The organism is Ruegeria sp. BJ3 (assembly GCF_056535665.1).
This window is the reverse complement of the sequence record NZ_JBQFIT010000001.1, coordinates 1,157,688-1,181,595: the sequence shown is the minus strand read 5'-3', so window position 1 is coordinate 1,181,595 and position 23,908 is coordinate 1,157,688. Positions and strand designations below refer to the sequence as shown.

Sequence of the window (23,908 nt, the reverse complement as noted above, 5' to 3'; positions counted from 1 at the left end):
TTAAAAAGACGAAGCATCAGGAGAACTCTCTCCACGTCCAACCCGGCCGTTTGGCCGAAATCGCATCGCGGATTTCCTTTGGCGGCTCGGTGACCTGGGCCGAATAGGTGCCGAACACCTCAAGCGTCGCGGTGCACCGCGCGACATGAAACCACTTGCCGCAGCCGTTGCTGTGCCGCCAGCGTTCGAAGTGCACGCCCTTGGGGTTTTCGCGCATGAACAGATAGTCATGGAACTCTTCGTCCGTCGAGCCGGGACCGAAGCGTTTCATATGCGCTTCGCCGCCGGCAGTCAGTTCGGTCTCTTCGGCGTCGACGCCGCAATAGGGGCAACTCAGGATCAGCATGATGCCACTCCTCGCTTGAAAAATAGGGACCACACGCCCAGATTTAGCGCATGGATATTTTGACCATTGTTTTGACCGTTGCTGGCACGCTTGCCGTTTTTGGACTGATCGCCTTCGTCATTTTCCGATCGGAAGAAAGGAAAACGATCAAACCAAGATCCGACAGGGCGAACAGTTCCGAAACCATTCACGGAGCACATTGGGGCGACTGACATCAGTGCGCGACCCCGGCGGCGACGCTTTCGTCGATGAAGCGGCCCTCTTTGAACCGGTCCAGCGAGAACGCCTCGGTCAACGGGGAATGCCCGGTGGCCATCAGCTGCGCCATGCCCCAGCCCGAGCCCGGGATGGCCTTGAACCCGCCGGTCCCCCAACCGCAGTTGATGAAACAACCGCCCAAGGGCGTCTTGGACAGGATGGGCGAACGGTCGCCGGTCATGTCGACGATCCCACCCCATTGCCGCAGCATCTTGAGGCGCGAGATCATCGGGAAGGTCTCGACCAGGGCGCGGACGGTTTCCTCGATATGGTGGAACGAACCGCGCTGGGTGTAGTTGTTGAACCCGTCGGTGCCACCCCCGATCACCATCTCGCCCTTGTCGGATTGCGACATGTAGCCGTGTACGGTGTTGGCCATCACCACCACGTCCATGCAGGGCTTGATCGGCTCGGACACCAGCGCCTGCAGGGCCAGCGCCTCGACCGGAAGGCGGAAGCCCGCCATCTCGGCCAGTTGGCCCGAATGGCCCGCGACAACGATGCCCAACTTGTCACATTCGATGGCGCCCTTAGTCGTCTCGACCCCTGTGACGCGACCGTTCTCAGACCGGACGCCCGTGACCTCACACTGCTGGATGATGTCCATACCCATATTCGAACAGGCACGCGCATAGCCCCAAGCCACCGCATCGTGGCGTGCGGTGCCTCCGCGTTCTTGCCACAGCGCACCAAGGACCGGATAGCGCGGGCCGTCGATGTTGATGATCGGGACCAGCTGCTTTACGCGCTCGGGCTCGATCCATTCGGTCTTGACCCCCTGCAGGGCGTTGGCATGCGCCGTACGCTGATAGCCGCGCACTTCGTGCTGGGTTTGCGCCAGCATCATCACGCCGCGCGGGCTGAACATCACGTTGTAGTTCAGATCCTGGCTCAGATCCTCGTACAAGCTGCGCGATTTTTCGTATATCGCCGCCGACGGGTCCTGCAGATAGTTCGAGCGGATGATGGTCGTGTTCCGCCCGGTATTGCCGCCGCCCAGCCAGCCCTTTTCGATCACTGCGACGTTCTGGATACCGTAATTCTTGCCCAGATAATACGCCGTCGCCAAACCGTGTCCGCCGGCACCGACGATGATCACGTCATACCGTTTCTTGGGTTCTGGCGAACGCCAGGCGCGCTCCCATCCGGTGTGATAGCGCAGCGCCTCTCGCGCTACGGCAAAGGCTGAATAGTGTTTCATGAGCGAATCCGTCCGGTTCGTGATTGGCCGAAGATATGCCGTGCGGCGACAGATTACCCCTGCCGTACAGCGCCGCAATATCGCACTATTGCGACATGTAGGCCATTCGCGGCCATTTGTCCCTTTTTTCCGGGCGCGCGCAGGTCTAAGTGAGGGCAACAATTCCGGAGAGATCATGACATTCTGGGTTCTGCTTCTGCTCTTTGCGCTGTCGATCACCGCATTTCTGGCCTTTGGCCTGACCCGAACCCGCCGGCGACAGGAACATCCGGCGGCCTACGATCTGCGGGTTTACAAGGAACAACTGGCCAGCGTTGATCGCGATCTGGCCCGCGGAGTGATCGCCAAGGCCGACGCCGAGCGGGTTCGGACCGAGATTTCGCGCCGTATACTGGCCGCCGACGCGCAAATCCGTACCGGTGACGCGACGACCGGGCCATCGACCACTGTTCGGTTGGCCGCCATCGGGTTCGTTGCCCTGGTTCTGATCGGCGGAGCGTTTGCTCTGTACCGCCAACTGGGTGCCGCCGGATACCCTGATCAGCCGCTTTCAGCGCGCATGGAGATGGCCGCCGAACTGCGTGAGAGCAGGCCCGGCCAGGAAGAGGCCGAGCAGATGGCCCCGCCCGTCGAAGCGCCTCAGCTTGAAGACAGCTATGCCAACCTTCTGAACCAGCTGCGCACGACCGTGGCAGACCGACCGGACGATCTTCAGGGTCACATTCTATTGGCGCAGCACGAAACCAACGCGGGTAATTTTCAGGCCGGTTATGCAGCCCAGCGCCGTGCAATCGAATTGATGGGGGACGAGGCCCCGGCGGACGCCTATTCTAACCTGGCAGAAATGCTGATCCTCGCGGCGGGGGGCTATGTCTCGCCCGAAGCCGAAGCGGCCTTGCGTCAGGCACTGGAACGCGACCCGCAATCGGGACCGGCGCGCTATTACTGGGGCCAGATGCTGCTGCAGATCGGACGGCCGGACCAGGCCTATCGCGTCTGGATGGACACGCTGCGCACGTCGCCACCGGGGGCGCCTTGGGCCAACGCCATTCGCGCCCAGATCGACGAACTTGCCTGGCGCGCCGGCGTCTTCAACGCGCCCGAAATGGCAGCTGCTCCGGCAGGTGCGGGCCCCAGCCAGTCGGATATGGAAGCCGCGGCAGAAATGACGCCCGAGGAGCGTCAGGAGATGATCCGCGGCATGGTTGACGGATTATCGGACCGGCTGGCGACCGAAGGTGGTTCTCCGCAGGAATGGGCCCGACTGATCTCGGCGCTGGGGGTGCTGGGAGAAACCGAGCAGGCCGCCGCGATCCGGGATGAAGCCGCGACCAAGTTTGCCGAAGACCCTGCCGCGCTTGAACTGATCAACTCGGCCGCGCAGCAGGCTGGCCTGTCGCAATGATCCAGGACGTGTTCGATGATTTCGCAGCCGCACTGCCCCCGATGCAGGCGTTGATGGGTCTGGATCTGGGCGAAAAGACGATCGGCGTGGCTGTTTCCGACCGCATGCGCGGCGTAGCCAGCCCACTTGAGACCGTGCGCCGCAAGAAATTCAAGCTGGACTCTGCCCGGATTCTGGAAATCGCTGCCGACCGCGAGATCGTAGGGATCGTTCTTGGCCTGCCCATGAATATGGACGGATCCGAGGGTCCAAGGTGCCAATCAACCCGCGCGTTTGCCCGCAACCTGTCCCAACTGACCGACATCCCGATCGGGTTCTGGGACGAGCGTCTGAGCACAGTTGCGGCAGAAAAGGCACTTTTGGAGGCGGATACGACACGAAAACGTCGCGGACAGGTTATCGACCACGTCGCGGCGGGTTATATCCTGCAAGGAGCGCTGGACAGGCTGCGCTTTCTTTAACGAGCCCGGAGACCGGCGATGACGAACATGATTTGGAAAAGGAACGAGGTCGAAAGCCCCTGTGTCCAGATCTGCGTCGTGCATCCGACCGAGCGTATCTGCACCGGCTGCTATCGCACCATCGACGAAATCACGCGCTGGTCGAAAATGGACAGCTCGGAACGCGCCGAAATCATGAATGACCTGCCTGCCCGCAAGCCTCGCTTGGCCAAGAGACGGGGTGGTCGCGCGGCCCGTCTGGACAAATCCTGACTTTCAAAGGGCTTTGTCGGTCTTCCGACCGTCTTTTTCATCTTTCGCAGTGTCTGCGCATGTCTTCACACCGGACCGTTTCCCGGCCTTCAATTCACTGCGGAACAAACGGGTGATTTCCGACTTGCTGGTCTGCGCGCGTCGAAGAGTAGAATCGTGGAAATCAACTTCGACAGCCGCACTGGTCATGGATTTTCTTTTCAAAAACTTGATCAGCCGCATACGAGCCTTCCTGAATAAATCTGCGTCGCTGCGGGCCGGTCGAGAGCTCGGGAAAAGGGGGATCGAGCCGTATGACTATGCGTGAGTGAGTGGCGGCCCGCAGCGACGATTTGCGCATACCGGAGTCAGGCTTTTGAGAAAGGGGGAAAACCTGCCGTCGCGCTTCAATTTTTTTACCAATTAGACAAATTAGCCGGAGAGACTCAACAGTTACAATGCTTTCGCGCCCCGCGGCTGGGCGAAAAGGACGTAACGTAACAAGTTGGACCGGCCCGCGACAGCGTCAGGTGTCAATCCAGGATTTACCCCCGGACGCGCAGCGCGGCCCAATCATTCGGGCCGCGCGCCACCGTCATCCGGCAGCCAGCCACGCTTTGGCGTTTTCAATCTCTTCGGACGGAAAAAACTGGGTACGTGTACCCAGAATGTGGCCACCCACGCGCTGCGCGATGTTCTGCCATGCCTTGTCGCCGACGATGGCTGCCCGATCCAGCATTCCCACGTGACCGCGGGCCAGACGGAAATGCGCGGCCAGAGCGGTCAGCCCTTGCCAGCCATCGAACTCCCTCAGATCGATCAGCAACCGGAACGCATCCCTGTCACCCAGGATGGCATCCAAATCGGCTTCGGCCTTTTCGTATTCTTCGGGGTCCAGCTTACCCATAAGGCTGACCTGCACGCATGGCCCGCCCAAATCCACAATGTGGATCGCGCCCAGGGATTCACGGATCCAGCGGCGCGCTTCTTCCAGCTCGGCCAGCTCGAACACCTGCACCGGACAGGGCATCAGCGGCGCAGCCAGGCGCACGCTGGTCTGGACCCAGCCCTTGTCTGCGACGACCGCGGCGCGATCGAACCCGCGCCAATGGCTTAGGCCCAGCTTGGTATCTTCCCAAGCAGCGCCCAGATCATAGCCTTTGAACTCGGGGCCGACGATTACCAGGAGGCGGACGGCGTCATGTTCCGCCAGCGCAGCCTCGATTGCGGGAACCAAAGTGCTTGTGTAATCGGCGCTTGTTACTTCGCCCGACAATTCGATTTCGATCAATGCACCGTCGGAATTCTTGTGGACCGTAATCATTTTGAGCCTCCAAAGCCAAAGAATGGCAGAAGGTTACGGGGATTCGATCCATTCGGCCACACCGCCCGGCAGCTCGGGCCGGAAATAGGCAATCATCCGTCCGTCCGGCCCCGCCGTTGCCCCTGCCCCCCAAGGCGCGACCCCATGCAGGCAATGGCGATGCAACACGTAGGTTTCGCCGGGCGAAGCCGACACTTCGATACGCGGGCAGGTTTCGAACACTTCGCGACGAGCAGCCTGATAGGCCTCGGTGATATCGGTCTGCGCCCACTGAGCGCGAGGAACACCGGCCAACGCAGCCCGGAATGCCGCGCCCATGGTCCTGTGGCTGCCATCCCAAACAACCAGAGGCGCAGCATCTGCGCTCGCCTGTGTCAGTGGGATACCCAGGACCCATGCGTGAGGTTCGTCGATCTTGCGCCGACGGTCCGGGCCGCCGGGTTTCAGGCCATCCACATGCGCCGCGTCGCGCTTGGCCCGGTATCGGGCCGCCGCCTCGTTCTCGCCCCTGCGCGGGCGCGGATAGCCGGGATAGACGACCGAGACCTGCCCCTTGTGCAATTCGATCGAACCATAGTGTTCAACCAGAAACGCGACAGCCTGCCCGCTCAACGGAGCTGAGGCGACGACACGCCCTGCCCCGTCATTGGGCAGAGCATCGACGCCGATGAACCAGGTGCCTTCGCAATCCAACCACTGCCGGTGGGCTGGGTCACTGGCGGCCTGCTGCGCCAGTGGTAGGGCGTGGGCCACCCAGTCTGCTATGGGCTGGTCGTAGGGGAATACTTCCCAACCCCGCGACCAGAAATGCCTTACCACCCTACTGCCTTGCGCAGCATATTCAGGGCCACCAGCGTGAGGAACACGGCAAACACCCGTTTGAGCGGCTTGGGGTCCATCGCATGGGCCAGTTTCACCCCCCAGGGCGCGGTGATCATCGTCATCGCAACAACCACACCAAAGGCCACAAGATTGACGGCGCCGATTGTCAGCGGCGGACGGTGTTCAGCTGCGATCGGCAGAAACAGAAAGCCCAGTACCGAGGGTACGGCGATGATCACGCCAAACCCCGCGGCCGTCGCAACGGCCCGATGGATCGGTGTGTTGTAGAGGCTCATCAGAGGCACCCCAAAGCTGCCGCCGCCAATTCCCATCAGCACCGACAGAAACCCGACCAACGGCGAAATCACCAACCGCTTCAGCCCGCCGGGCATGGCATCACCCAATCGCCATTCGGACTTGCCAAGTCCCAGATAAGCGCCAATCACCATTCCAAGGATACCGAACAGCGCCTGCAACGCTTCCGTGCGCAGGGCCGAGGCGACCAGTACGCCAACAATCGCACCGACTGCGATACCCGGACCCCAACCGCGTAGAATATCCCAATCGACGGCGCCTTTCTTGTTGTGACTCAGCACCGAACGAACCGAAGTCACGATGATCGTGGCAAGTGACGTCGCAAGACACAGCTGCATCAGCTGCGGGCCACCATATCCCAGCGTTTGAAAAGCGTAGAAGAAGGCCGGCACCAGAACGATCCCGCCACCGACTCCCAAAAGGCCAGCCAAAACACCGGCCAGCGCGCCGATCACAAGCAAAAGGCCCAGCATCTGGGCCAGCAACATCGTATCGGGCATCCGTCCCCCTTGGTCCCCGGCCCTTGGGCCGTCTTAAACTACCTGCGCCGCCTCGGCATCCGGTGTCACGCGGGACAGCGCGCCCAGAACCACCTCGGGTCCGGCATGGTCTTTGACCGCGCCTTCGGACAAAGCGCGCCTCCAACCACGAGCACCCGGGCGTCCTGCGAACAATCCCAGCATATGTCGGGTGATCTGGTGCAACCGCCCCCCGCCGGCAAGATGCCGATCGATATAGGGCAGCATTTTCATCACGACTTCAACCGGATCCGCCTTTTGCCCCGACCCGTAGATCAGCGGGTCGGCATCGGCCAGAATATCGGTTGGCTGATGATAAGCAGCCCGGCCGATCATCACCCCGTCCAGTCCGGCGTCCAGATGCACCTGGGCTTCGGCCAGTGTCGTGATGCCTCCGTTGATCGAGATGTGGAGATCTGGAAAATCTGCTTTCATCCGGTGAACCAGATCGTAGTCCAGCGGCGGTATATCCCTGTTTTCTTTGGGGCTAAGCCCCTGAAGCCAAGCCTTGCGGGCGTGGATCGTCACGCGCTGACAGCCGGCGGCGCGAATCCGATCCAGAAACTCGGGCAATACGTCCTCGGGGTTTTGGTCATCCACGCCGATCCGACATTTGACCGTGACATCGACATCTACAACTTCCCGCATGGAGGCCACGCATTCGGCGACCCGGCCCGCCTCTTTCATCAGGACGGCCCCAAACGTTCCCGATTGAACCCGGTCTGACGGACAGCCACAGTTCAGGTTGATCTCGTCATACCCTGCCTCAGCCCCCAATGCGGCCGCCTGAGCCAGCTCCTGCGGGTCAGATCCGCCCAATTGCAAAGCGACGGGATGTTCCTCGGGGCTGTGGTCCAGAAGATGCAGCGCTCCACCCCGTACCAGAGCAGGGGCCGTCACCATTTCCGTGTACAACAGCGTTTCAGCACTGAGCAAACGATGCAGATACCGACAGTGCCGATCGGTCCAATCCATCATCGGCGCAACCGACAAGCGCGCAGCGCGAGTGACTTCGCTGCGATCAGCAAGTGCCCGAGATTGAGACCCCGCCATCAGTGCACGTTCCTTTTTGTGGCCCAGACAAATCTGCGGCGCCCGGCCAAGCCGGGTCCGCGCTAGGCGTCTACCACTGTTTGACGCCGGATATCCACCGTCGGATTGCTAGGCCCGGACGTCCTCTGGAGATTGTTCCGAGCGCTCGGCAAAACTGCCGCGCGTCCGGTTGGCGAAAGCCACCAGCGAAAGCATCACCGGCACCTCGACCAGAACACCCACCACCGTGGCCAGAGCCGCACCCGAATTTAGGCCGAACAGGCTGATGGCGACGGCCACCGCCAGTTCAAAGAAGTTCGACGTGCCAATCAGTGCGCAGGGCGCCGCAATCCGGTGCGGCACGCGCAGGGCAAAGGCCGCCGTATAGGCCACTGCAAAGATCCCGTAGGACTGGATCAGGATCGGGACGGCGATCAGCGCGATAACCATCGGGCGGTCCAGGATCACCTGCCCCTGCAGGCCGAACAGGATGACGACGGTGGCAATCAGGCCGACAACGCCCCACGGCTTGACCCGGTCGCGGAACGCCTCGATCCGCTCGGCCGAGCCCAGCCGGTTGCGCGTCCAGACACCCGCCGCCAGGGGCAGTGCCACGAACAGGACAACCGACAGGACCAGCGTCTGCCAGGGAACGGAAATGTCGGTCACGCCCAGCAGGAAGGCCACGATCGGAGCGAAGGCAAAGACCATGACAATATCATTCACCGACACCTGCAGCAGGGTATAGTTCTCGTCCCCCTTGGTCAGATGCGACCAGACGAACACCATTGCCGTGCAGGGTGCCGCACCCAGCAGGATCAGCCCCGCGATATATTGCTGGGCATCGGCGGGCGCGATCAGGTCGGCGAAGACGTATTCGAAGAACAGCACGCCCAGCGCCGCCATGGTAAAGGGCTTGATCAGCCAGTTGACCACCAGGGTGATCGCCAGCCCTTTGGGCTGTTTCACCACGTCGCGCAGGCTGCCTGGGTCCACCCCTACCATCATCGGATAGACCATGGCCCAGATCAGCACCGCCACCACCAGGTTGACATTGGCCACCTCGGCCGCCGCGATGGCCTGAACCAAACCCGGCGCGAACGAGCCGATGGCGATCCCAGCGGCCATGGCCAGCGCGATCCACAGGGACAGATACCGTTCAAATACGCTCATGCCGAGATCTCCGAAGTTGTTTGGGGCTGCAAGCGCCCCGCCGCCACGGCGGACAGCGAGACCATGGCGGCCGCCGTCCCCAGCATCAAGGGCAACCCGCCCCATTGATAGGTCAGCCCGGACAGCAGCGTGCCCAACAGCCGCCCGCCCGCATTGGCCATGTAGTAGAAGCCCACATCCATCGTCACCCGCTCGGCCCGGGTGAAGGCCAGGATCAGATAGGAATGCAGCGAGGAATTCACCGCAAAGACCGCGCCAAAGGCCAGCAGGCCACCTACCAGCGTCAGCGTCAGCCACGGCGCCGGACCAGAGGACATCAGCGCGGCCACCGTCAGGACGGCCGGCACGCAGGCCAGCCCCCAGGCCCAACTGCGCGCCGCCGCGACCAGGTCGGCCTCATCCCGCGACCCTGCCCGCAGCAGGCGCGGGGCCGCAGCCTGAACAATGCCGTACAGAATGATCCACAAGGCCATGAACCCGCCGATCAGAAAAAAGGCCGAGCGGTTGCCCGCTTCGCTGCCATCCGACAGCACGGCGTAGAAATAGATCGGGATGCCGACGACAAACCAGACGTCGCGCGCCCCGAACAGGAAGACCCGCGCCGCGGACAGCCAGTTCACATTTGCCGATTTTGAGAAGACCTCGGAAAACTTCGCGCCCTTGCGGCCCTTGGGCAGCCCCGGCGGCATCGCCAGCAGCACCGCCACCAGGATCAGGAACAAAACCCCCGCCATGCCCAGCACGGCGCCCGTGAAGCCGAGCCCGGCCAACAAGGCCGCCCCCAGCAGGAAGCCCAGCCCCTTGACCGCGTTCTTCGACCCGGTCAGCACCGCGACCCAGCGGAACAACCCGCCGCCTTCGGTGGGGGCCAACAGCTTGACCGCCGATTTCGACGACATCTTGGTCAGGTCCTTGGCCACGCCGCTGGCGCCCTGCACGACCATCACGAAGGCGACGGACGCACCGATGGTCCAGCCCGGATCCAACTGCGCCAGCGCCAGCAATGCCAGCACCTGTATCGTCAGCCCCGCATACAGGGTCGCGGTCAGCCCGAACCGCGCGGCGATCCACCCGGCGGCCAGATTGGTGACCATCCCGGCGATCTCGTACAGCACGAACAGATAGGCCAGCTGAACCGGTGAAAAGCCCAGCGTGTGAAAATGCAGCAGCACCAGCATCCGCAGGGCGCCGTCGGTCAGCATGAAGGCCCAATAGGCAGCCGTGACGGCCATATAGGCCGACAACCCGTCCGGACGCTGGGAAGCGCTTGTCAAAGCGATACCCCGACCATCATCGCGACATCCACCAGACGGTGCGCGTAGCCCATCTCGTTGTCGTACCAGGCATAGACCTTTACCTGCGTTCCGTTCACCACCATGGTCGAGGGTGCATCCACGATGCTGGACCGGGTGTCATTGGTATAGTCGGTCGAGACCAGAGGACGCTCCTCATAGCCCAAAATGCCGGCCAGAGGCCCCTCGGCCGCGGCCTTGAACATGGCGTTCACCTCTTCGGCCGTCGTTTCGCGTTCAACCTCGAACACGCAATCGGTCAGCGAGGCATTCAGCAGCGGCACCCGCACCGCATGCCCGTTCAGCCGCCCCGTCAGTTCGGGATAGATCAGGGTGATCGCCGTGGCGCTGCCGGTGGTCGTGGGGATCAGCGAGTTCAGCGCCGACCGGGCACGGCGCAGGTCCTTGGCCGGACGGTCCACGATCGTCTGCGTGTTGGTCACGTCATGAATCGTGGTGATCGAGCCGTGCCGGATGCCCAGGCTCTCGTGGATGACCTTGACCACCGGGGCCAGGCAGTTCGTGGTGCAACTGGCCGCGGTCACGATGCGGTGGCGGGCCGGGTCATAGGTGCCTTCGTTCACGCCAAAGACGATATTGGCCGCATCGCCATCCTTGACCGGAGCCGAGACCACCACCTTTTTCACACCGGCGTCAAAGTAAAGGGCCAGCTTTGCATCGGTCTTGAAGACCCCGGTGCAGTCGATGACGACGTCGACGCCCTCAAGCGGCAGCTCCGACAGGTTGCGGGTTCCGATGAAGGGCAGCCGCACGCCGTCGATGGTGACCGAGCTTTCATCATGGCGGAACTCGGCGTCCCAGCGGCCATGCACGGTGTCGAACTCCAGCAGATGTGCGTGCATGGCCGGGTCGCCCACCGCGTCGTTGATCCAGGCGATCTGCGCGCCTTTCTCAAGCAGGGGTTTCAAGGCCAGCTTGCCGATGCGGCCAAGGCCGTTGAGAGCATAAACGGTCATGCGATTTCTCCGGTATGGATCTGGCCGATGTCATCCACGGCCTTCTGAAGGGACATGCGGTCAAGGGTTTCGAACGGCAGCGAGGAAAAGGTCAGGATCCGGTTGCGCAACGCGCCGTAGGCCTGCTGGAAGGCAAGGCTTTTTTGGGCCTCTGTCCCCTCGGCCTTCACCGGATCGGGCATACCCCAGTGCGCGCTGATCGGCTGCCCGGGCCAGGCGGGGCAATCTTCGTTCGCAGCCTGATTGCATACGGTGAACACGAAATCGAATTTCGGCGCGCCCGGGGCCTGGAACTCGCCTACATTCTTGGCGCGCAGGTCCGAGATGTCGTGCCCATTCTGCCGCAGCACCTCAAGCGCCGCTGGGTTCAACTGGGACTGAGGACGTGTACCGGCGGAAAACACGTGGAACCGGTCGCCGCCAAGCTGCTTCAAAAGGGCCTCGGCGAAAATCGAGCGCGCGGAATTCCCGGTGCATATGAACAAAACGTTGTAGGTACGCGCGGCATTGGCCGCATGCGCGTCAACGCCGTTGAGCGGACTGGGCGCGCAGAGTTCCGGACGCCCACGGCAGCAATCCAGCAGAAGGTAATCGAACGTCTCCCGCACGGCTTTCATATCCACCGAGTAGCGTAAGGACGTCCCGACCCTTTCCTGCGTCACAAGTCCCGCCTGCATCAGCGCATTCACGTAGTTGGACAGCGTATTCGGCTTGAGGTCCAACGCGATGGCAATCTCGGTCGCGGGTATGCGATCGGGATACCGGCGCATCAACAGCCGAAAAACGGCCAACCGAGACGGATGACCCAAGGTGGACAGGCGGTCGGGAATCACTTTTTCCATAATTCATGGATATTCGAATTAACAGCGGAATCAAGTGCCCGTGTTTGGCGTGCTGAAACCGCTCGCAAGAATTCGCGATTAGCCACAATGCCGCCCCTCGCCCAAAACGGAACGACGGGTGAATTGACAAGGAAGAAAATGGTGCGGCCGAGAAGACTCGAACTTCCACGGGTGTTACCCCACAGCGACCTCAACGCTGCGCGTCTACCAATTCCGCCACGGCCGCACTGCCTGTGACTTGGTAGGCGGCGTATAGACGCTTGGCAAAAGGATGTGAAGAGGCAAAAGCAACCGCATTGGAATTCCCGGCCCGCAACCATATCTGTGGGGTCACGAAACCCGATGCCACATCGCAGCAGGAGCATACGATGCCCACACCCGATCCCCGCCCCGTCATCCAAATCGACATCGTATCCGATGTCGTATGCCCGTGGTGCATCGTCGGGTTTCGTCAGCTTGATCTGGCGCTGGAGCAGGAGAACGTGATGGCGCAGCTCCGGTGGCACCCGTTCGAGCTGAACCCCACTATGGGGCCGGACGGCCAGAGCCTGCGAGAGCACATCATGGAAAAGTACGGCTCGACCGCCGAGCAGAGCCAGCAGGCTCGAGACCGGTTGACAGCGCTCGGTGCAGATTTGGGTTTCACGTTCAATTTCAATGATGACAGCCGTATAGTGAACACCTTTGCTGCGCATCAACTTCTGGACTGGGCCGAAACGCAAGGCAGGCAACACCCGCTGAAGCTGGCCTTGTTCAAGGCCTATTTCACAGATCAGCGGGATGTTTCGAAAGTTGAGGTGTTGCTGGATGCCGCTCAGACGGCTGGCCTCGACCCAGACGCCGCCCGCGCGGCGTTGGAATCGGGCGCGCATGCAGGCCCGGTAAGGCAAAAGCAACAATTCTGGACCAGCCGAGGCATCACCGGAGTTCCGGCAATGGTTTTTGGCGGCAAGTACCTGCTGGCGGGTGCGCAGGGCACCGAGACCTACGCTCAGGTCCTGCAGCGATGCCGGGCCGAGGCCGCCTAACCTCTTTCGCTTGGACAGCAGGACGGCTATGAGGCGCGCATGGAATGGAAGATCACCGACGGACTGACCGACTATGACACCGCCGTCGCCTTCATGGAGGCGCGGGTGGCCGAGATTGCGGCCGGAACCGCGGACGAGTGCATCTGGTTCTTGGAGCATCCGCCGCTCTATACGGCCGGAACATCAGCCAAACCCCAAGACCTGACCGACCCGGATCGATTCCCGGTCTATGCCAGCAAGCGCGGGGGCGAATACACCTATCACGGACCTGGCCAGCGGGTCGTCTATGTCATGCTGGATGTCGGAAAGCGCGGCCATGATGTCCGCCGCTTTGTCAAACAGCTGGAAACCTGGGTGATCTCGGCACTGGCCGAGTTCAACGTCCACGGAGAAATCCGCGAAGGCCGTGTCGGTGTGTGGGTGCCGCGCAAGGACAAGCCGCTGACCGTCAGTGGCGAACCGGCCGAGGACAAGATCGCTGCGATCGGCATCCGCTTGCGGAAATGGATCAGCTTCCACGGCATCTCGATAAACGTGGAACCGGACCTGGAGCATTTTTCGGGCATCGTTCCCTGCGGCATCCGGGAGTTCGGCGTGACTTCGTTGGTGGATCTGGGATTGCCGGTGACAATGGCCGATGTCGATGTGGCTCTGCGCAAAACCTTTACTGACGCTTTTGGCCCCGAGGTGGTCTGACCCCCACGCATCGACCATGTTCTCGAATCGCAGAATCTGACCCTGCGGAACGACAATCCTCGATGCAGGCTTCTTCTGTTTCTCAATACGGTCGCAAATTTCCGAAGATTGCCGCGAATTGCCTTAAAATTTAGGGAATCTCCTTCTTCCTTCCACACAACAGCCGCAGTTTGAGGTATCATGAATATACCGTTCAAGAGTGAGTGGTATGTTAACCGGTGATCGCGGCCAGCCCGCGAAAATCGATCAAGTGTTTGGTTACGAGTCTGCCGTTCCGACCCCATATCGGAACGGCAATTCTCGTTTTTGGGGCCTCAGTTTTCGCCTGATTGGTCCGCGGCATGGCCGAACCGCATGGTCTTTGGGCAGGACCGAGCGGCCATTTCCACCTCAAGCGTCAGGTGGCCGATCCCAAAACTGTCGCGCATTGCCTGTTTCACCAGACCGCGCACCTGTTCAGCCTGCGACCAGGCGCAGTCTTCGACCACCAGATGCGCGGTAAGAGCGGGCTGGTTTTCCTGCATGCTCCACAAGTGGACATGGTGAACCTCGCGCACGCCGTCCGTTGCCTCAATGGCCGAGGCGACCTCCTCGGGGTCCAGATCGGGCGGCGCGCCAAGCATGAGAACACGGATCGTTCCTCCGATTTCGCTTTGGACATGCCAAAGGATGTACAGCGAAATCAGAATGGTGACGGCCGGGTCGACCCAGGTCCAGTTGAACAGGATCACAGCCACCCCGGCCACGATCACTGCAACCGATCCCAGCGCATCAGCAACGTTGTGCAAAAAAGCCGCGCGGATATTCATGCTGGTTTTGGCCATGCTATAGGTCAAAAGCGCGGTGATCAGATCCACCACCAACGCCAGCATGGCTATCCAGACCACAAGCCAGCCGTCAATCGGCTCGGGCTGAAAGAACCGGGCCACCCCTTCGTACATCAGGTACGCGGCGATGACGAACAGTGTGGTATAGTTGACCAGCGCCGCGACAACTTCGGCCCGACCGTATCCGAAGCTCATGCGCGGGTCGGCTGGGCGTCGCGCGATCTTGCGGGCAAAGAACGCGATGATCAGTGCAATCGCGTCGGAAAAATTGTGCAGCGCGTCAGCGATGAGCGCCAGCGACCCCGAAAAGATTCCGCCGACCACCTGTGCCAGCGTCAGAAACATGTTGACCGCGATGGCCCATGCCACCCGCGCGTCTCCGGCATCGGCGTCGATTTGGGCGTGGTGTTTGTGTCCGGCGTGGGAATGATCATGCGCCATGATGTAGTGTCCTTGTCTGGGTCATGGTCCATACCTAATTCCTCTAGTGACTAGAGGTTCAAGGGAGGATTGCAGAAAGTGTTCTCGATCGGGGATTTGTCCCGGCTCACAGGCGTCAAAGTCGCCACGATCCGGTTTTACGAAGAAAGGGACCTGCTGCCACCGCCGGAACGGACCGCTGGCAACCAAAGGCGTTATGACCGCGCCGCGCTCGAGCGGCTGCACTTTGTCAAACACACCCGCGATCTTGGACTGCCATTGGCCGATGTCGAGGCCCTGCTGTCATTGGAAGGCGCCCAAGGCGCCGATCTGAACCGGGCGCACGAAATCGCCGAGCGGCAGCTGACGGACCTGCAGGATCGGATTGCAAAGCTGCGTCGGCTCGAGACCGAGCTTGCCCGGATCGCAGCCGCCTGCGACGGGCAGCACGACCACGTCTGCTCAGTCTTGCAGGCGTTTGGGGATCACGATGCCTGTTCAGGGGCGCATCAGGCTCCCCCACCCGTCACGCCAGCGCAGCCCTGATGCGCTCGGCGTGTTTGGCGATCTCGTCGAAATCGCCCATCTTGCCGGGCGGGCGCAGAGAGACGCCCTCGTGCCGGGGCAGGACATGGAAATGCAGGTGAAACACCTCCTGCCCTCCGGCCGCCTCGTTGAACTGCTGGATGGTCACCCCTTCGGCGTCAAAGGCGCGCATGACCGCACGCGCCAGTTTCTGAACCGTGGTCATGACTGCGGCCAATTGCTCGGGTGTGGCATCCAGCACGTTGCGGCAAGGCGTCTTCGGGATCACCAGGAGGTGTCCGTCCGCGCGCGGCATGATATCCATGAAAGCCAGCGTGTCCTCATCCTCGTAGACGCGGGTCGAGGGGATCTCGCCCCGCAGGATCTTGGCAAAGATGTTTTCGGGATCATAAGCGGTCATGGTGGGTCTCCGACAAAGGGGCTGCGTGCTGTTCTGCGTCCAAGCCCGCAGCGGGTCAAGGCGTGATTCCGCCCTTGCGAAGCCCCTGTCCTTGCAATTCGCCTGATCATCCCCAGATACCGGTCATCCAAGGCTGAAATCGCACGGGTGTCCTCCTGCCCCGCGACAATTAATCTTGATCCAGATCAAACTCGGCCATTGAAGGCCGCCCCCTTGCATTCTAAAACCAGCAGGAATCCCGCGCGCCGGAGAGGTCCGGCTGCGCGGTCTATTTGCAACAGGAGGCACCTAAATGGCAGACGCAGCCATTCATGGTCACGATCATGAAGACCAGCGCGGGTTCTTTACCCGGTGGTTCATGTCGACCAACCACAAGGATATCGGGATCCTATACCTGATCTTCTCGGCCTTTGCCGGGTTCATCTCGGTCGCGATGACCATCTACATGCGGCTTGAACTGATGCATCCGGGCGTTCAGTACATGTGCCTGGAAGGCTTCATGGCCGATCCCTGCACGCCCAACGGACACCTGTGGAACGTGATGATCACCTATCACGGTGTTCTGATGATGTTCTTCGTGGTCATCCCCGCGCTGTTCGGCGGATTCGGCAACTATTTCATGCCGTTGCAGATCGGTGCGCCGGACATGGCGTTCCCGCGGATGAACAACCTGTCCTTCTGGCTGTATGTCGCCGGCACCTCGCTGGGCATCGCGTCGCTGCTGGCCCCCGGCGGCAACGACCAGGCCGGCTCGGGCGTGGGCTGGGTTCTGTACCCGCCGCTGTCGACGACCGAAGGCGGCATGTCCATGGACCTGGCGATCTTTGCCGTGCACGTATCGGGCGCCTCCTCGATCCTCGGCGCGATCAACATGATCACCACCTTCCTGAACATGCGTGCCCCGGGCATGACCCTGTTCAAGGTGCCGCTGTTCAGCTGGTCGATCTTCGTCACCTCGTGGCTGATTCTGCTGTCGCTGCCGGTTCTGGCGGGCGCGATCACCATGCTGCTGATGGACCGCAACTTCGGCTTCACCTTCTTTGATCCGGCCGGTGGCGGTGACCCGATCCTGTACCAGCATATCCTGTGGTTCTTTGGACACCCCGAAGTGTACATCGTGATCCTGCCAGGCTTCGGCATCATCAGCCACGTGATCGCCACTTTCTCGCGCAAGCCGATCTTTGGCTATCTGCCGATGGTCTGGGCGATCATCGCAATCGGCGCACTGGGCTTCGTCGTGTGGGCACACCACATGTACACCGTCGGAATGTCGCTGCGCCAGCAGGCGTACTTCATGCTGGCCACGATGGTCATCGCGGTTCCGACGGGGGTCAAGGTGTTCTCGTGGATCGCCACCATGTGGGGCGGCTCGATCGAGTTCAAGACGCCGATGCTGTTCGCCTTCGGCTTTCTGTTCCTGTTCACCGTCGGCGGTGTGACCGGTGTGGTTCTGTCGCAGGCCGGTATCGACCGTGCCTACCACGACACCTACTATGTCGTCGCGCACTTCCACTACGTGATGAGCCTGGGTGCAGTCTTCGCCATCTTTGCCGGGGTGTACTTCTACTTCTCGAAGATGACGGGCCGTCAGTACTCGGAGTTCTGGGGCAAGGTGCACTTCTGGATGTTCTTCATCGGTGCAAACCTAACCTTCTTCCCGCAGCACTTTCTGGGCCGTCAGGGCATGCCGCGCCGGTATATCGACTATCCCGAAGCCTTCGCTCAGTGGAACTTCGTCTCGTCGATCGGTGCGTTCGTCTCGTTCGCTTCGTTCCTGCTGTTCTTCGGGATCGTGTTCTACGCCCTGTTCCGGGGCGCCAAGGAAACACGCCCGAACCCGTGGAACGAATACGCGGATACGCTGGAATGGACCCTGCCCTCGCCGCCGCCCGAGCACACGTTCGAGCAGCTGCCCAAGCAGGAAGACTGGGACAAAGGCCACGCGCACTGATCCCTTCCCGAAAACAGGAAACCCCGCCTTCACGGCGGGGTTTTTCTTTTACTGTTCGCGCTCTATCGGCCATCGCATTCCGCGGGCGGTCGCAATATCGTTGAAAATCGGGTATCCTTGGGGCGCCGCATGTCCGGCCAATCTCCGAGGTCACCATGCCCGATATTGATTTCTGGTACTCCATCGGCAGCACTTACAGTTTCCTGACCATCATGCGTCTGGACGATTGGTGCGCAGAACACCAGGCACAGGTTAACTGGCGCCCTTTCGACGTGCGCGCGGTCATGTCTGAACAGAAGAACATTCCGTTTGCGGGCAAACCCGTCAAGTCGGCCTATATGTGGCGCGACATCGAACGCCGGGCAGCCAAGTACCATATCCACGCCAAGCTGCCGGCCCCCTATCCGATTTCGAACCTCGAATTGGCCAACCAGGTCGCGCTGCTGGGAATCCGGGAAGGATGGGGCAAGAGCTTTACCCAAAACCTTTACAGGATCTGGTTTGAGGACGGTATCGAAGCCGGCAGTGAAACCGCCATGTCCGAGGCTCTGTTCCGCTGCCAGCTGGACCCGCTGCCGGTCCTAGCCCGCGCGCGCAGCCCCGAAATCGAAACCGCGTTGAAAGCTGAAACCGAAACGGCGGTGGGCCTGGGCGTATTCGGCGCGCCCAGCTTTGTCACGCGGGGCGAAGTGTTCTGGGGCGACGACCGGCTTGAGGATGCGCTGTCCTGGGCGAGGGTCGGACACGTCGTTTGAAATTGGCAATCGACACCGGATCAGCAGGCGCTATTTTTGCAATATGCCCTACCATTGGAACGACAGCTCGAACTCGGAACAGGAATTGCGCCTTTGGCCGCACAATTCACTGCCACCGCGCGGCGCGATAGCCGTCGTGCTATCGGTTTTCCTGTTTGGACTGATACCCCTGCTGGCAGTTCTGGGATCGGTTCTGCTGTGGGGGCTATTGCCGTTCCTTCTGTTGACGGTGGCGGGCCTATGGCTTGCGATCCAGGCGAACTATCGGTCCCGAAACGTGTTTGAGGTACTGACCCTTACCGGAACCCAAGCACGCCTGATCCATCACAGCGCCCGGACCGGGCAGCAGGAATGGAGTTGCAATCGATACTGGGCCCGTCCGGAAATGCACAAGGCCGGCGGTCCGGTTCCGAACTATGTGACCCTGTCGGGCGAAGGACGGGTGGTCGAGATTGGCGCGTTCCTCTCAGAGGAGGAACGCATTGCCTTGTATGATGATCTGGTAAAGCGGCTGCGCGAACCGGCACCCGAATAAAGTGCGTCAGCAGTCGCCGTTCGACGCGGCGCACAGGTGGTCTTTGACCAGCGGCCCTACCTTTCCAAAGTCCATCTGGCCTGTGTAGTTGGCCTTGAGCTCGCCCATGACCTTGCCCATGTCCCGGATCGACCCGGCACCGGTCGCCGTGATCGCCGTCTGGATGGCCTTTGCGACCTCATCATCATCCAACTGCTTGGGCAGGAATTCCTCGATGATCTTCACCTCGCGCAGTTCGCGCTCGGCCAGGTCCAAACGACCACCTTCCTCATAGGCCCGCGCGCTTTCCTTGCGCTGCTTGCTCATTTTCCCAAGAATCTCAAGAACATCTGAGTCATCACAGCCCTTGGCCTCTTCGTTTCCAACCGCACGCAGCGCGATGTCCCGATCCTTGATCGCGGCATTGACCAGCCGCAGCGTCGACAGACGCTCGGCATCCTTGTCCTTCATTGCTTGCTTCAGGGCAGTGGTCACCCGAGTTCGCATATCCATCTGTTCTGTCCATCCCCATGGCAACGGAACCCCGAACATATCTAAACAAAATCCGAGGCACAACAGGAGACACATAAGGCTAAATCATTGAAAAACAACAATAGCCCAAAATTTGAACAGGGTTGACCCGAGACCCCAACCCCCTTAGTTATGCGCCGATTTACCCGATAGGAGAGTCGCGCCATGGCCCATCAAGCCACGTCCAAGCCCACCGCATGTCTGGCTCTGGCCGACGGAACGCTCTTCTTCGGAACCGGGTTCGGCGCCACGGGACAAACCGTGGCCGAGCTGTGTTTCAACACCGCGATGACCGGATATCAGGAGATCATGACCGACCCGTCCTATGCCGGGCAGATCGTGACCTTCACCTTCCCGCATATCGGCAATGTCGGCGTCAATCCCGACGATGACGAAACCGCCGATCCTGTCGCCGCGGGCATGGTAGTCAAGTGGGATCCGACCGAGCCGTCGAACTGGCGCTCGGCCGAGCGGCTGACCGACTGGCTGGCCCGCCGCGGCCGGATCGCCATCGGTGGGGTCGATACCCGACGGCTGACCCGCGCGATCCGCCAGCAAGGCGCTCCGCATGTCGCGTTAGCCCATGACCCGCAAGGCAACTTCGACATCGAAGCCCTGGTTGCTGCGGCGCGTGGTTTCGCCGGGCTGGAGGGCATGGATCTGGCCAAGGATGTGACCTGCGCCCAGAGCTACCGCTGGGACGAGATGCGCTGGGCCTGGCCGGATGGCTACCGGCGTCAGGAAGCGCCCGTGCACAAGGTCGTCGCGTTGGACTACGGCGCAAAACGGAACATCCTGCGCTGCCTGGCTTCGGCCGGTTGCGACGTGACGGTACTGCCCGCAACCGCAACCGCGGCTGAGGTGCTGGCGCACGACCCTGATGGCGTGTTCCTGTCCAACGGCCCGGGAGACCCGGCTGCTACCGGCACTTATGCTGTGCCGATGATCAAGGAAATTCTTGAAACCACGGATCTGCCGATTTTCGGGATCTGCCTTGGTCACCAGATGCTGGCACTGGCGTTGGGCGGCAAGACCATCAAGATGAACCACGGACACCACGGCGCCAACCACCCGGTCAAGGACCTGGAAACCGGCAAGGTCGAAATCACTTCGATGAACCACGGCTTTGCGGTCGACGCCCAATCGTTGCCTGCCGGGGTGGTTGAAACCCACCGGTCGCTCTTCGATGGCTCGAACTGCGGCATCCGCATGTCCGATCGCCCGGTGTATTCGGTTCAGTATCACCCCGAAGCCTCGCCCGGCCCGCAAGACAGCTTTTACCTTTTTGAACGGTTTGCCGCGGCCATGGCCGACCGAAAAGTGCGCGCTTAATCCCGCAGGTTTGCGGACCGCGTCAACGTTAACCCGGAATTAACCTTGATTGAGCAACTCTGACCCGACACTTCGGGCAGGGTTTTCTTATGGTTGAATTGAATTTTCTGGGTCACGGACCCGCGACCCCGGTTTCCGGAATTGGCCCCCGCAAACCTTTGGGCACTTGCCTGATCGACTTGGGGGTGATCACCCCCGCTCAACTGGATCACGCCCTGAAACTACAGGAGCGGCAGAACGCTCCTCTGGGCGAAATTATGGTTGGCGAGCAAATGGCCGCGCGCAGCGATGTGCTGTTGGCGCTGGGTCAACAACATGGGCTGCAGATCGCCGATCTGGAAAGCACGCCGCCACCCGATGACCTTTGCGCGCTGCGCCCAATGCAGTTCTGGCTGACGCACAACGCCATTCCGTGGCTGCGAGTCGGGCCCGTGCTCTTGGTCGCGACAGCCTACCCAGACCGCTTTGATGAAATAAGGTCCGGGTTGGCGGATTGCGCCCAGACAGTCCTTCCGGTGCTAGCCGCACCCGATGACATCGACCAAGCCATTGCCCGACATTACGCAAAACCTTTGGCTGAGGCGGCGGAAACACGGGCGCCGCTATCGCAAAGCTGCCGCTCATGGACTGCGAGTTCACGTCTCCTGCCGACCCTCTTGGCGCTGGCCGCGCTTGTGGGCCTGGGTCTGCAACCGAATGCCGGGCTATCCCTGCTGTTCTGGGCAGCAGTTTCAACGCTGATCCTTTTCCTGATTCTTCGGCTGGCCGGGTTGATATCGTATCTCTTCCCCAAAAAGGCCGAGAAACCAGACGGTCTGCTTGCGCAACACCGCCTGCCCTGCGTGTCCATTCTGGTGCCGCTGCACAAGGAACGGGAAATCGCCGGTGCGCTGATCCAACGGCTGACACGCCTGACCTATCCAAAGGCGCTGTTGGACGTGATCCTGGTCTTGGAAGAGCATGATGACGTCACCCGGTCAGCGCTTGCGCAGACCACCCTGCCCAGCTGGATCCGAACGCTGGAGGTGCCCGATCTTGGCAACCTGACCACCAAACCACGGGCGATGAACTATGCGCTGGATTTCTGCCGAGGAGAGATTTTGGGCGTCTGGGATGCTGAGGATGCGCCTCTGCCAGACCAAATCGAGACCGTGGTGGAGCAATTCGCCCGCGCGCCCGATGATGTGGTCTGCCTGCAGGGTGTCCTGGACTACTACAACCCGCGCACCAACTGGCGCTCGCGTTGCTTCACCATCGAATACAGCGGTTGGTTCCGCGTGATCCTGCCCGGAATCGCACGGTTGGGTCTTGTGGTGCCCCTGGGCGGGACGACGTTCTTCTTCCGCAGGGACAAGCTGTTGGAATTGGGGGGCTGGGACGCTCACAATGTGACCGAGGACGCGGATTTGGGGGTTCGACTCAGCCGCGCGGGCTATCGCACCGAAATCGTAAATACCGCCACGTATGAAGAGGCCAATTTCCGCGCCTGGCCTTGGGTGAAGCAACGCTCGCGCTGGCTCAAAGGGTTCATGGTCACATACCTTGTCCACATGCGCTCGCCCCTGGCATTGATGCGCGATCTGGGGATGTGGCGCTTTCTGGGTGTCCAAGCCTTTTTCCTGGGGACGGTCGGACAATTCCTGCTTGCCCCGGTGCTGTGGGTCTTCTGGCTGACCTTTTTGGGGCTGATGAACCCATTTGAAGCTGTATTGGCGCCGCAGATCTTGAACGCCTGTGTCTACCTATTCCTGACCGCCGAGGCCGCGAACATCCTTGTTGGAGGCTTGGGCGTGGTGGCCGGAGGGCGCCGCTTTCTGTTGCCGTGGGTCCCGACCATGGCACTCTACTACCCCTTGGGTGTGGCAGCAGCATACAAGGCGCTGTGGGAACTGGCGGTCAGACCGTTCTTCTGGGACAAGACCCAGCACGGGCACGCCAGCGAAGAAGCGCAGCCAGATGAGGCAGCTATTTCTCGCGCCGGATTGCATCCTGCTTCAGCCGGGTCATGAACGCGACCGAGATATGTTCCTTCAAGGCCCGGTCGGCGGCTTCTTCGTCATGAGCCGCGATCGCCTCGACGATCCCCTTATGCTCACTCTGAGCGATTTCACCGCGGCCCTGCGCGGCCAATGAAGTCGTTGCCATCAGAGCCATGGTGCGATGGACAAGGTCCAATTGCTGCACAAGGTAGCGGTTGTGCGACGCAAGGTGGATCTGCTCGTGGAACCGTCGGTTGGCCCGGGACAGCGCCACGGGATCATCCACAAGCGCGTCATCGGCTTCGACCATATCCTGCAGGACTTTGATTTCCTCATCCGTGGCATGCCGCGCGGCGAGCCGGGCCGCCAGCCCTTCCAATTCACGTCGAACGACATAGAGCTCGGCCATCTGGTTGTGGTCCAGCGAGGCCACGATCAGCGACCGCCCGTCACGTTCCAGCAGCGACTGCGTCTCGAGCCGCTGCAGCGCCTCACGGATCGGGGTGCGGGACACGCCGAACCGCTCGGCCAGTTCGCTTTCCACCAGCCGGTCGCCGGGTTTGTACACCCCCACGTCGATCGCTTCGAGGATCAGGCTGTAGGCATCGGTCTGGGGCTGTCGGGACTGGTTCATTGGGTCAGGTCTCTCCTCGTTCGGACCTGTCTATCCGGGCCATGGGTCTGCAATCAAGTGCGCCATTGAAAACCGGGTGGCCGCGGCCTAAACCCAAG

The 23,908-nt window shown here is 61.3% G+C and carries 27 protein-coding genes and 1 tRNA gene; 12 read left to right on the top strand and 16 right to left on the bottom strand.

What is annotated here, in order from left to right:
* Positions 1–16 precede the first annotated feature (16 nt).
* A complete protein-coding gene (locus tag ACR3EL_RS05940) occupies positions 17–346 on the bottom strand; it encodes a sarcosine oxidase subunit delta (RefSeq protein WP_170337974.1) in 330 nt (109 codons plus the stop codon).
* A gap of 50 nt (positions 347–396) precedes the next feature.
* On the opposite strand from ACR3EL_RS05940, the gene ACR3EL_RS05935 reads away from it, so the two are divergent.
* A complete protein-coding gene (locus ACR3EL_RS05935; RefSeq protein WP_170337973.1) occupies positions 397–558 on the top strand; it encodes a hypothetical protein in 162 nt (53 codons plus the stop codon).
* A gap of 2 nt (positions 559–560) precedes the next feature.
* On the opposite strand, the gene ACR3EL_RS05930 is transcribed toward ACR3EL_RS05935, so the two are convergent.
* Positions 561–1,805 (bottom strand): sarcosine oxidase subunit beta family protein, encoded by a 1,245-nt coding sequence (locus ACR3EL_RS05930; RefSeq protein ID WP_093962465.1) that lies wholly within the window; start codon positions 1,803–1,805, stop codon positions 561–563.
* Between the two features lie 175 nt (positions 1,806–1,980).
* Here ACR3EL_RS05930 and ccmI point away from each other — a divergent pair, with 175 nt between their 5' ends.
* The 3 genes from ccmI to ACR3EL_RS05915 are packed head-to-tail and all read left to right on the top strand — an operon-like array spanning position 1,981 to position 3,923.
* Positions 1,981–3,210 carry a c-type cytochrome biogenesis protein CcmI gene (ccmI, locus tag ACR3EL_RS05925; RefSeq protein ID WP_170337971.1) on the top strand — a complete coding sequence of 410 codons (1,230 nt, stop codon included), beginning with the start codon at positions 1,981–1,983 and terminating at the stop codon, positions 3,208–3,210.
* Complete coding sequence (gene ruvX / locus ACR3EL_RS05920) at positions 3,207–3,671, top strand: Holliday junction resolvase RuvX (protein ID WP_170337969.1); 465 nt, start codon at positions 3,207–3,209, stop codon at positions 3,669–3,671. Before ccmI ends, ruvX begins: the two co-directional genes overlap by 4 nt.
* 18 nt (positions 3,672–3,689) lie before the next feature.
* Positions 3,690–3,923, top strand: coding sequence for a DUF1289 domain-containing protein (locus ACR3EL_RS05915; protein WP_170337967.1), 234 nt, complete (start codon positions 3,690–3,692; stop codon positions 3,921–3,923).
* Positions 3,924–3,926: 3 nt separating this feature from the next.
* On the opposite strand, the gene ACR3EL_RS05910 is transcribed toward ACR3EL_RS05915, so the two are convergent.
* From ACR3EL_RS05910 to ACR3EL_RS05865, 10 genes are all read right to left on the bottom strand, one after another.
* A complete protein-coding gene (locus ACR3EL_RS05910; protein WP_170337965.1) occupies positions 3,927–4,145 on the bottom strand; it encodes a hypothetical protein in 219 nt (72 codons plus the stop codon).
* Positions 4,146–4,497: 352 nt separating this feature from the next.
* Complete coding sequence (locus ACR3EL_RS05905) at positions 4,498–5,226, bottom strand: SpoIIAA family protein (RefSeq protein WP_170337963.1); 729 nt, start codon at positions 5,224–5,226, stop codon at positions 4,498–4,500.
* A gap of 33 nt (positions 5,227–5,259) precedes the next feature.
* Positions 5,260–5,979, bottom strand: a complete 720-nt coding sequence (locus ACR3EL_RS05900; RefSeq protein ID WP_367646635.1) for a hypothetical protein — start codon at positions 5,977–5,979, stop codon at positions 5,260–5,262.
* Between the two features lie 59 nt (positions 5,980–6,038).
* Positions 6,039–6,863 (bottom strand): sulfite exporter TauE/SafE family protein, encoded by an 825-nt coding sequence (locus tag ACR3EL_RS05895; RefSeq protein ID WP_170337959.1) that lies wholly within the window; start codon positions 6,861–6,863, stop codon positions 6,039–6,041.
* Positions 6,864–6,896: 33 nt separating this feature from the next.
* The gene (gene dusA, locus ACR3EL_RS05890; protein WP_480720798.1) at positions 6,897–7,934 is read right to left on the bottom strand and encodes a tRNA dihydrouridine(20/20a) synthase DusA; all 1,038 of its coding nucleotides are present in this window, start codon (positions 7,932–7,934) and stop codon (positions 6,897–6,899) included.
* Positions 7,935–8,042: 108 nt separating this feature from the next.
* Complete coding sequence (gene arsB / locus ACR3EL_RS05885) at positions 8,043–9,086, bottom strand: ACR3 family arsenite efflux transporter (RefSeq protein WP_170337956.1); 1,044 nt, start codon at positions 9,084–9,086, stop codon at positions 8,043–8,045.
* Positions 9,083–10,360, bottom strand: a complete 1,278-nt coding sequence (arsJ, locus tag ACR3EL_RS05880) for an organoarsenical effux MFS transporter ArsJ (RefSeq protein WP_254437748.1) — start codon at positions 10,358–10,360, stop codon at positions 9,083–9,085. The genes arsB and arsJ overlap by 4 nt, the downstream gene beginning before the upstream one ends.
* Positions 10,357–11,355, bottom strand: coding sequence for an ArsJ-associated glyceraldehyde-3-phosphate dehydrogenase (locus ACR3EL_RS05875; RefSeq protein WP_170337954.1), 999 nt, complete (start codon positions 11,353–11,355; stop codon positions 10,357–10,359). Before ACR3EL_RS05875 ends, arsJ begins: the two co-directional genes overlap by 4 nt.
* The gene (locus ACR3EL_RS05870; protein ID WP_170337951.1) at positions 11,352–12,197 is read right to left on the bottom strand and encodes an arsenate reductase/protein-tyrosine-phosphatase family protein; all 846 of its coding nucleotides are present in this window, start codon (positions 12,195–12,197) and stop codon (positions 11,352–11,354) included. Before ACR3EL_RS05870 ends, ACR3EL_RS05875 begins: the two co-directional genes overlap by 4 nt.
* A gap of 139 nt (positions 12,198–12,336) precedes the next feature.
* A tRNA-Leu gene (locus ACR3EL_RS05865) sits at positions 12,337–12,423 on the bottom strand.
* Positions 12,424–12,565: 142 nt separating this feature from the next.
* Between ACR3EL_RS05865 and ACR3EL_RS05860 the strand changes: the two genes are divergently transcribed.
* Both ACR3EL_RS05860 and lipB read left to right on the top strand, forming a co-directional pair.
* Entirely contained in the window at positions 12,566–13,225 is a 660-nt protein-coding gene (locus ACR3EL_RS05860; RefSeq protein WP_480720792.1) for a DsbA family oxidoreductase, read from the top strand.
* A 39-nt stretch (positions 13,226–13,264) separates the two neighbouring features.
* Positions 13,265–13,921: a lipoyl(octanoyl) transferase LipB gene (gene lipB, locus ACR3EL_RS05855; protein WP_170368686.1), complete on the top strand. Its 657-nt coding sequence runs from the start codon at positions 13,265–13,267 to the stop codon at positions 13,919–13,921.
* A gap of 314 nt (positions 13,922–14,235) precedes the next feature.
* On the opposite strand, the gene ACR3EL_RS05850 is transcribed toward lipB, so the two are convergent.
* Positions 14,236–15,189, bottom strand: coding sequence for a cation diffusion facilitator family transporter (locus tag ACR3EL_RS05850; RefSeq protein WP_480720790.1), 954 nt, complete (start codon positions 15,187–15,189; stop codon positions 14,236–14,238).
* 78 nt (positions 15,190–15,267) lie between these two features.
* Between ACR3EL_RS05850 and ACR3EL_RS05845 the strand changes: the two genes are divergently transcribed.
* On the top strand, positions 15,268–15,714 hold the full coding sequence (locus tag ACR3EL_RS05845) for a MerR family transcriptional regulator (RefSeq protein WP_480722455.1): 447 nt from the start codon (positions 15,268–15,270) through the stop codon (positions 15,712–15,714).
* On the opposite strand, the gene ACR3EL_RS05840 is transcribed toward ACR3EL_RS05845, so the two are convergent.
* Positions 15,695–16,114: an HIT family protein gene (locus ACR3EL_RS05840; RefSeq protein ID WP_093962481.1), complete on the bottom strand. Its 420-nt coding sequence runs from the start codon at positions 16,112–16,114 to the stop codon at positions 15,695–15,697. The two genes, ACR3EL_RS05845 and ACR3EL_RS05840, sit on opposite strands and share 20 nt — an antisense overlap.
* 292 nt (positions 16,115–16,406) lie before the next feature.
* Here ACR3EL_RS05840 and ctaD point away from each other — a divergent pair, with 292 nt between their 5' ends.
* The 3 genes from ctaD (at position 16,407) to ACR3EL_RS05825 (ending at position 19,355) form a co-directional block, all read left to right on the top strand.
* Positions 16,407–18,065 (top strand): cytochrome c oxidase subunit I, encoded by a 1,659-nt coding sequence (gene ctaD, locus ACR3EL_RS05835; RefSeq protein WP_170337942.1) that lies wholly within the window; start codon positions 16,407–16,409, stop codon positions 18,063–18,065.
* Between the two features lie 155 nt (positions 18,066–18,220).
* Positions 18,221–18,820 carry a 2-hydroxychromene-2-carboxylate isomerase gene (locus ACR3EL_RS05830; protein WP_170358614.1) on the top strand — a complete coding sequence of 200 codons (600 nt, stop codon included), beginning with the start codon at positions 18,221–18,223 and terminating at the stop codon, positions 18,818–18,820.
* 43 nt (positions 18,821–18,863) lie between these two features.
* Positions 18,864–19,355: a DUF2244 domain-containing protein gene (locus ACR3EL_RS05825; protein WP_170363158.1), complete on the top strand. Its 492-nt coding sequence runs from the start codon at positions 18,864–18,866 to the stop codon at positions 19,353–19,355.
* Positions 19,356–19,361: 6 nt separating this feature from the next.
* Here the strand turns inward: ACR3EL_RS05825 and ACR3EL_RS05820 are convergent, their stop codons facing one another.
* Positions 19,362–19,847, bottom strand: a complete 486-nt coding sequence (locus ACR3EL_RS05820; protein ID WP_170337936.1) for a GatB/YqeY domain-containing protein — start codon at positions 19,845–19,847, stop codon at positions 19,362–19,364.
* Positions 19,848–20,030: 183 nt separating this feature from the next.
* Here ACR3EL_RS05820 and carA point away from each other — a divergent pair, with 183 nt between their 5' ends.
* A complete protein-coding gene (carA, locus tag ACR3EL_RS05815; protein WP_170337934.1) occupies positions 20,031–21,197 on the top strand; it encodes a glutamine-hydrolyzing carbamoyl-phosphate synthase small subunit in 1,167 nt (388 codons plus the stop codon).
* Positions 21,198–21,286: 89 nt separating this feature from the next.
* On the top strand, positions 21,287–23,206 hold the full coding sequence (locus ACR3EL_RS05810) for a glycosyltransferase family 2 protein (RefSeq protein ID WP_170368691.1): 1,920 nt from the start codon (positions 21,287–21,289) through the stop codon (positions 23,204–23,206).
* Here ACR3EL_RS05810 and ACR3EL_RS05805 read toward each other — a convergent pair.
* The gene (locus ACR3EL_RS05805) at positions 23,163–23,810 is read right to left on the bottom strand and encodes a GntR family transcriptional regulator (protein WP_093962488.1); all 648 of its coding nucleotides are present in this window, start codon (positions 23,808–23,810) and stop codon (positions 23,163–23,165) included. The two genes, ACR3EL_RS05810 and ACR3EL_RS05805, sit on opposite strands and share 44 nt — an antisense overlap.
* Positions 23,811–23,908 lie beyond the last annotated feature (98 nt).

Excerpts from the sequence above, each read along its gene's own strand:
- ACR3EL_RS05940 (WP_170337974.1), bottom strand. The coding sequence starts at position 346 with ATGCTGATCCTGAGTTGCCCCTATTGCGGCGTCGACGCCGAAGAGACC.
- ruvX (WP_170337969.1), top strand. The coding sequence starts at position 3,207 with ATGATCCAGGACGTGTTCGATGATTTCGCAGCCGCACTGCCCCCGATG.
- ACR3EL_RS05915 (WP_170337967.1), top strand. The coding sequence starts at position 3,690 with ATGACGAACATGATTTGGAAAAGGAACGAGGTCGAAAGCCCCTGTGTC.
- ACR3EL_RS05935 (WP_170337973.1), top strand. The coding sequence starts at position 397 with ATGGATATTTTGACCATTGTTTTGACCGTTGCTGGCACGCTTGCCGTT.
- ACR3EL_RS05895 (WP_170337959.1), bottom strand. The coding sequence starts at position 6,863 with ATGCCCGATACGATGTTGCTGGCCCAGATGCTGGGCCTTTTGCTTGTG.
- ACR3EL_RS05910 (WP_170337965.1), bottom strand. The coding sequence starts at position 4,145 with ATGCGGCTGATCAAGTTTTTGAAAAGAAAATCCATGACCAGTGCGGCT.
- ACR3EL_RS05805 (WP_093962488.1), bottom strand. The coding sequence starts at position 23,810 with ATGAACCAGTCCCGACAGCCCCAGACCGATGCCTACAGCCTGATCCTC.
- ACR3EL_RS05810 (WP_170368691.1), top strand. The coding sequence starts at position 21,287 with ATGGTTGAATTGAATTTTCTGGGTCACGGACCCGCGACCCCGGTTTCC.
- arsB (WP_170337956.1), bottom strand. The coding sequence starts at position 9,086 with ATGAGCGTATTTGAACGGTATCTGTCCCTGTGGATCGCGCTGGCCATG.
- dusA (WP_480720798.1), bottom strand. The coding sequence starts at position 7,934 with ATGGCGGGGTCTCAATCTCGGGCACTTGCTGATCGCAGCGAAGTCACT.
- ACR3EL_RS05870 (WP_170337951.1), bottom strand. The coding sequence starts at position 12,197 with ATGGAAAAAGTGATTCCCGACCGCCTGTCCACCTTGGGTCATCCGTCT.
- carA (WP_170337934.1), top strand. The coding sequence starts at position 20,031 with ATGGCCCATCAAGCCACGTCCAAGCCCACCGCATGTCTGGCTCTGGCC.
- ACR3EL_RS05830 (WP_170358614.1), top strand. The coding sequence starts at position 18,221 with ATGCCCGATATTGATTTCTGGTACTCCATCGGCAGCACTTACAGTTTC.
- ACR3EL_RS05840 (WP_093962481.1), bottom strand. The coding sequence starts at position 16,114 with ATGACCGCTTATGATCCCGAAAACATCTTTGCCAAGATCCTGCGGGGC.
- lipB (WP_170368686.1), top strand. The coding sequence starts at position 13,265 with ATGGAATGGAAGATCACCGACGGACTGACCGACTATGACACCGCCGTC.
- ACR3EL_RS05860 (WP_480720792.1), top strand. The coding sequence starts at position 12,566 with ATGCCCACACCCGATCCCCGCCCCGTCATCCAAATCGACATCGTATCC.
- ACR3EL_RS05825 (WP_170363158.1), top strand. The coding sequence starts at position 18,864 with ATGCCCTACCATTGGAACGACAGCTCGAACTCGGAACAGGAATTGCGC.
- ACR3EL_RS05905 (WP_170337963.1), bottom strand. The coding sequence starts at position 5,226 with ATGATTACGGTCCACAAGAATTCCGACGGTGCATTGATCGAAATCGAA.
- ctaD (WP_170337942.1), top strand. The coding sequence starts at position 16,407 with ATGGCAGACGCAGCCATTCATGGTCACGATCATGAAGACCAGCGCGGG.
- ACR3EL_RS05820 (WP_170337936.1), bottom strand. The coding sequence starts at position 19,847 with ATGGATATGCGAACTCGGGTGACCACTGCCCTGAAGCAAGCAATGAAG.
- ACR3EL_RS05930 (WP_093962465.1), bottom strand. The coding sequence starts at position 1,805 with ATGAAACACTATTCAGCCTTTGCCGTAGCGCGAGAGGCGCTGCGCTAT.
- ACR3EL_RS05850 (WP_480720790.1), bottom strand. The coding sequence starts at position 15,189 with ATGGCGCATGATCATTCCCACGCCGGACACAAACACCACGCCCAAATC.
- ccmI (WP_170337971.1), top strand. The coding sequence starts at position 1,981 with ATGACATTCTGGGTTCTGCTTCTGCTCTTTGCGCTGTCGATCACCGCA.
- ACR3EL_RS05875 (WP_170337954.1), bottom strand. The coding sequence starts at position 11,355 with ATGACCGTTTATGCTCTCAACGGCCTTGGCCGCATCGGCAAGCTGGCC.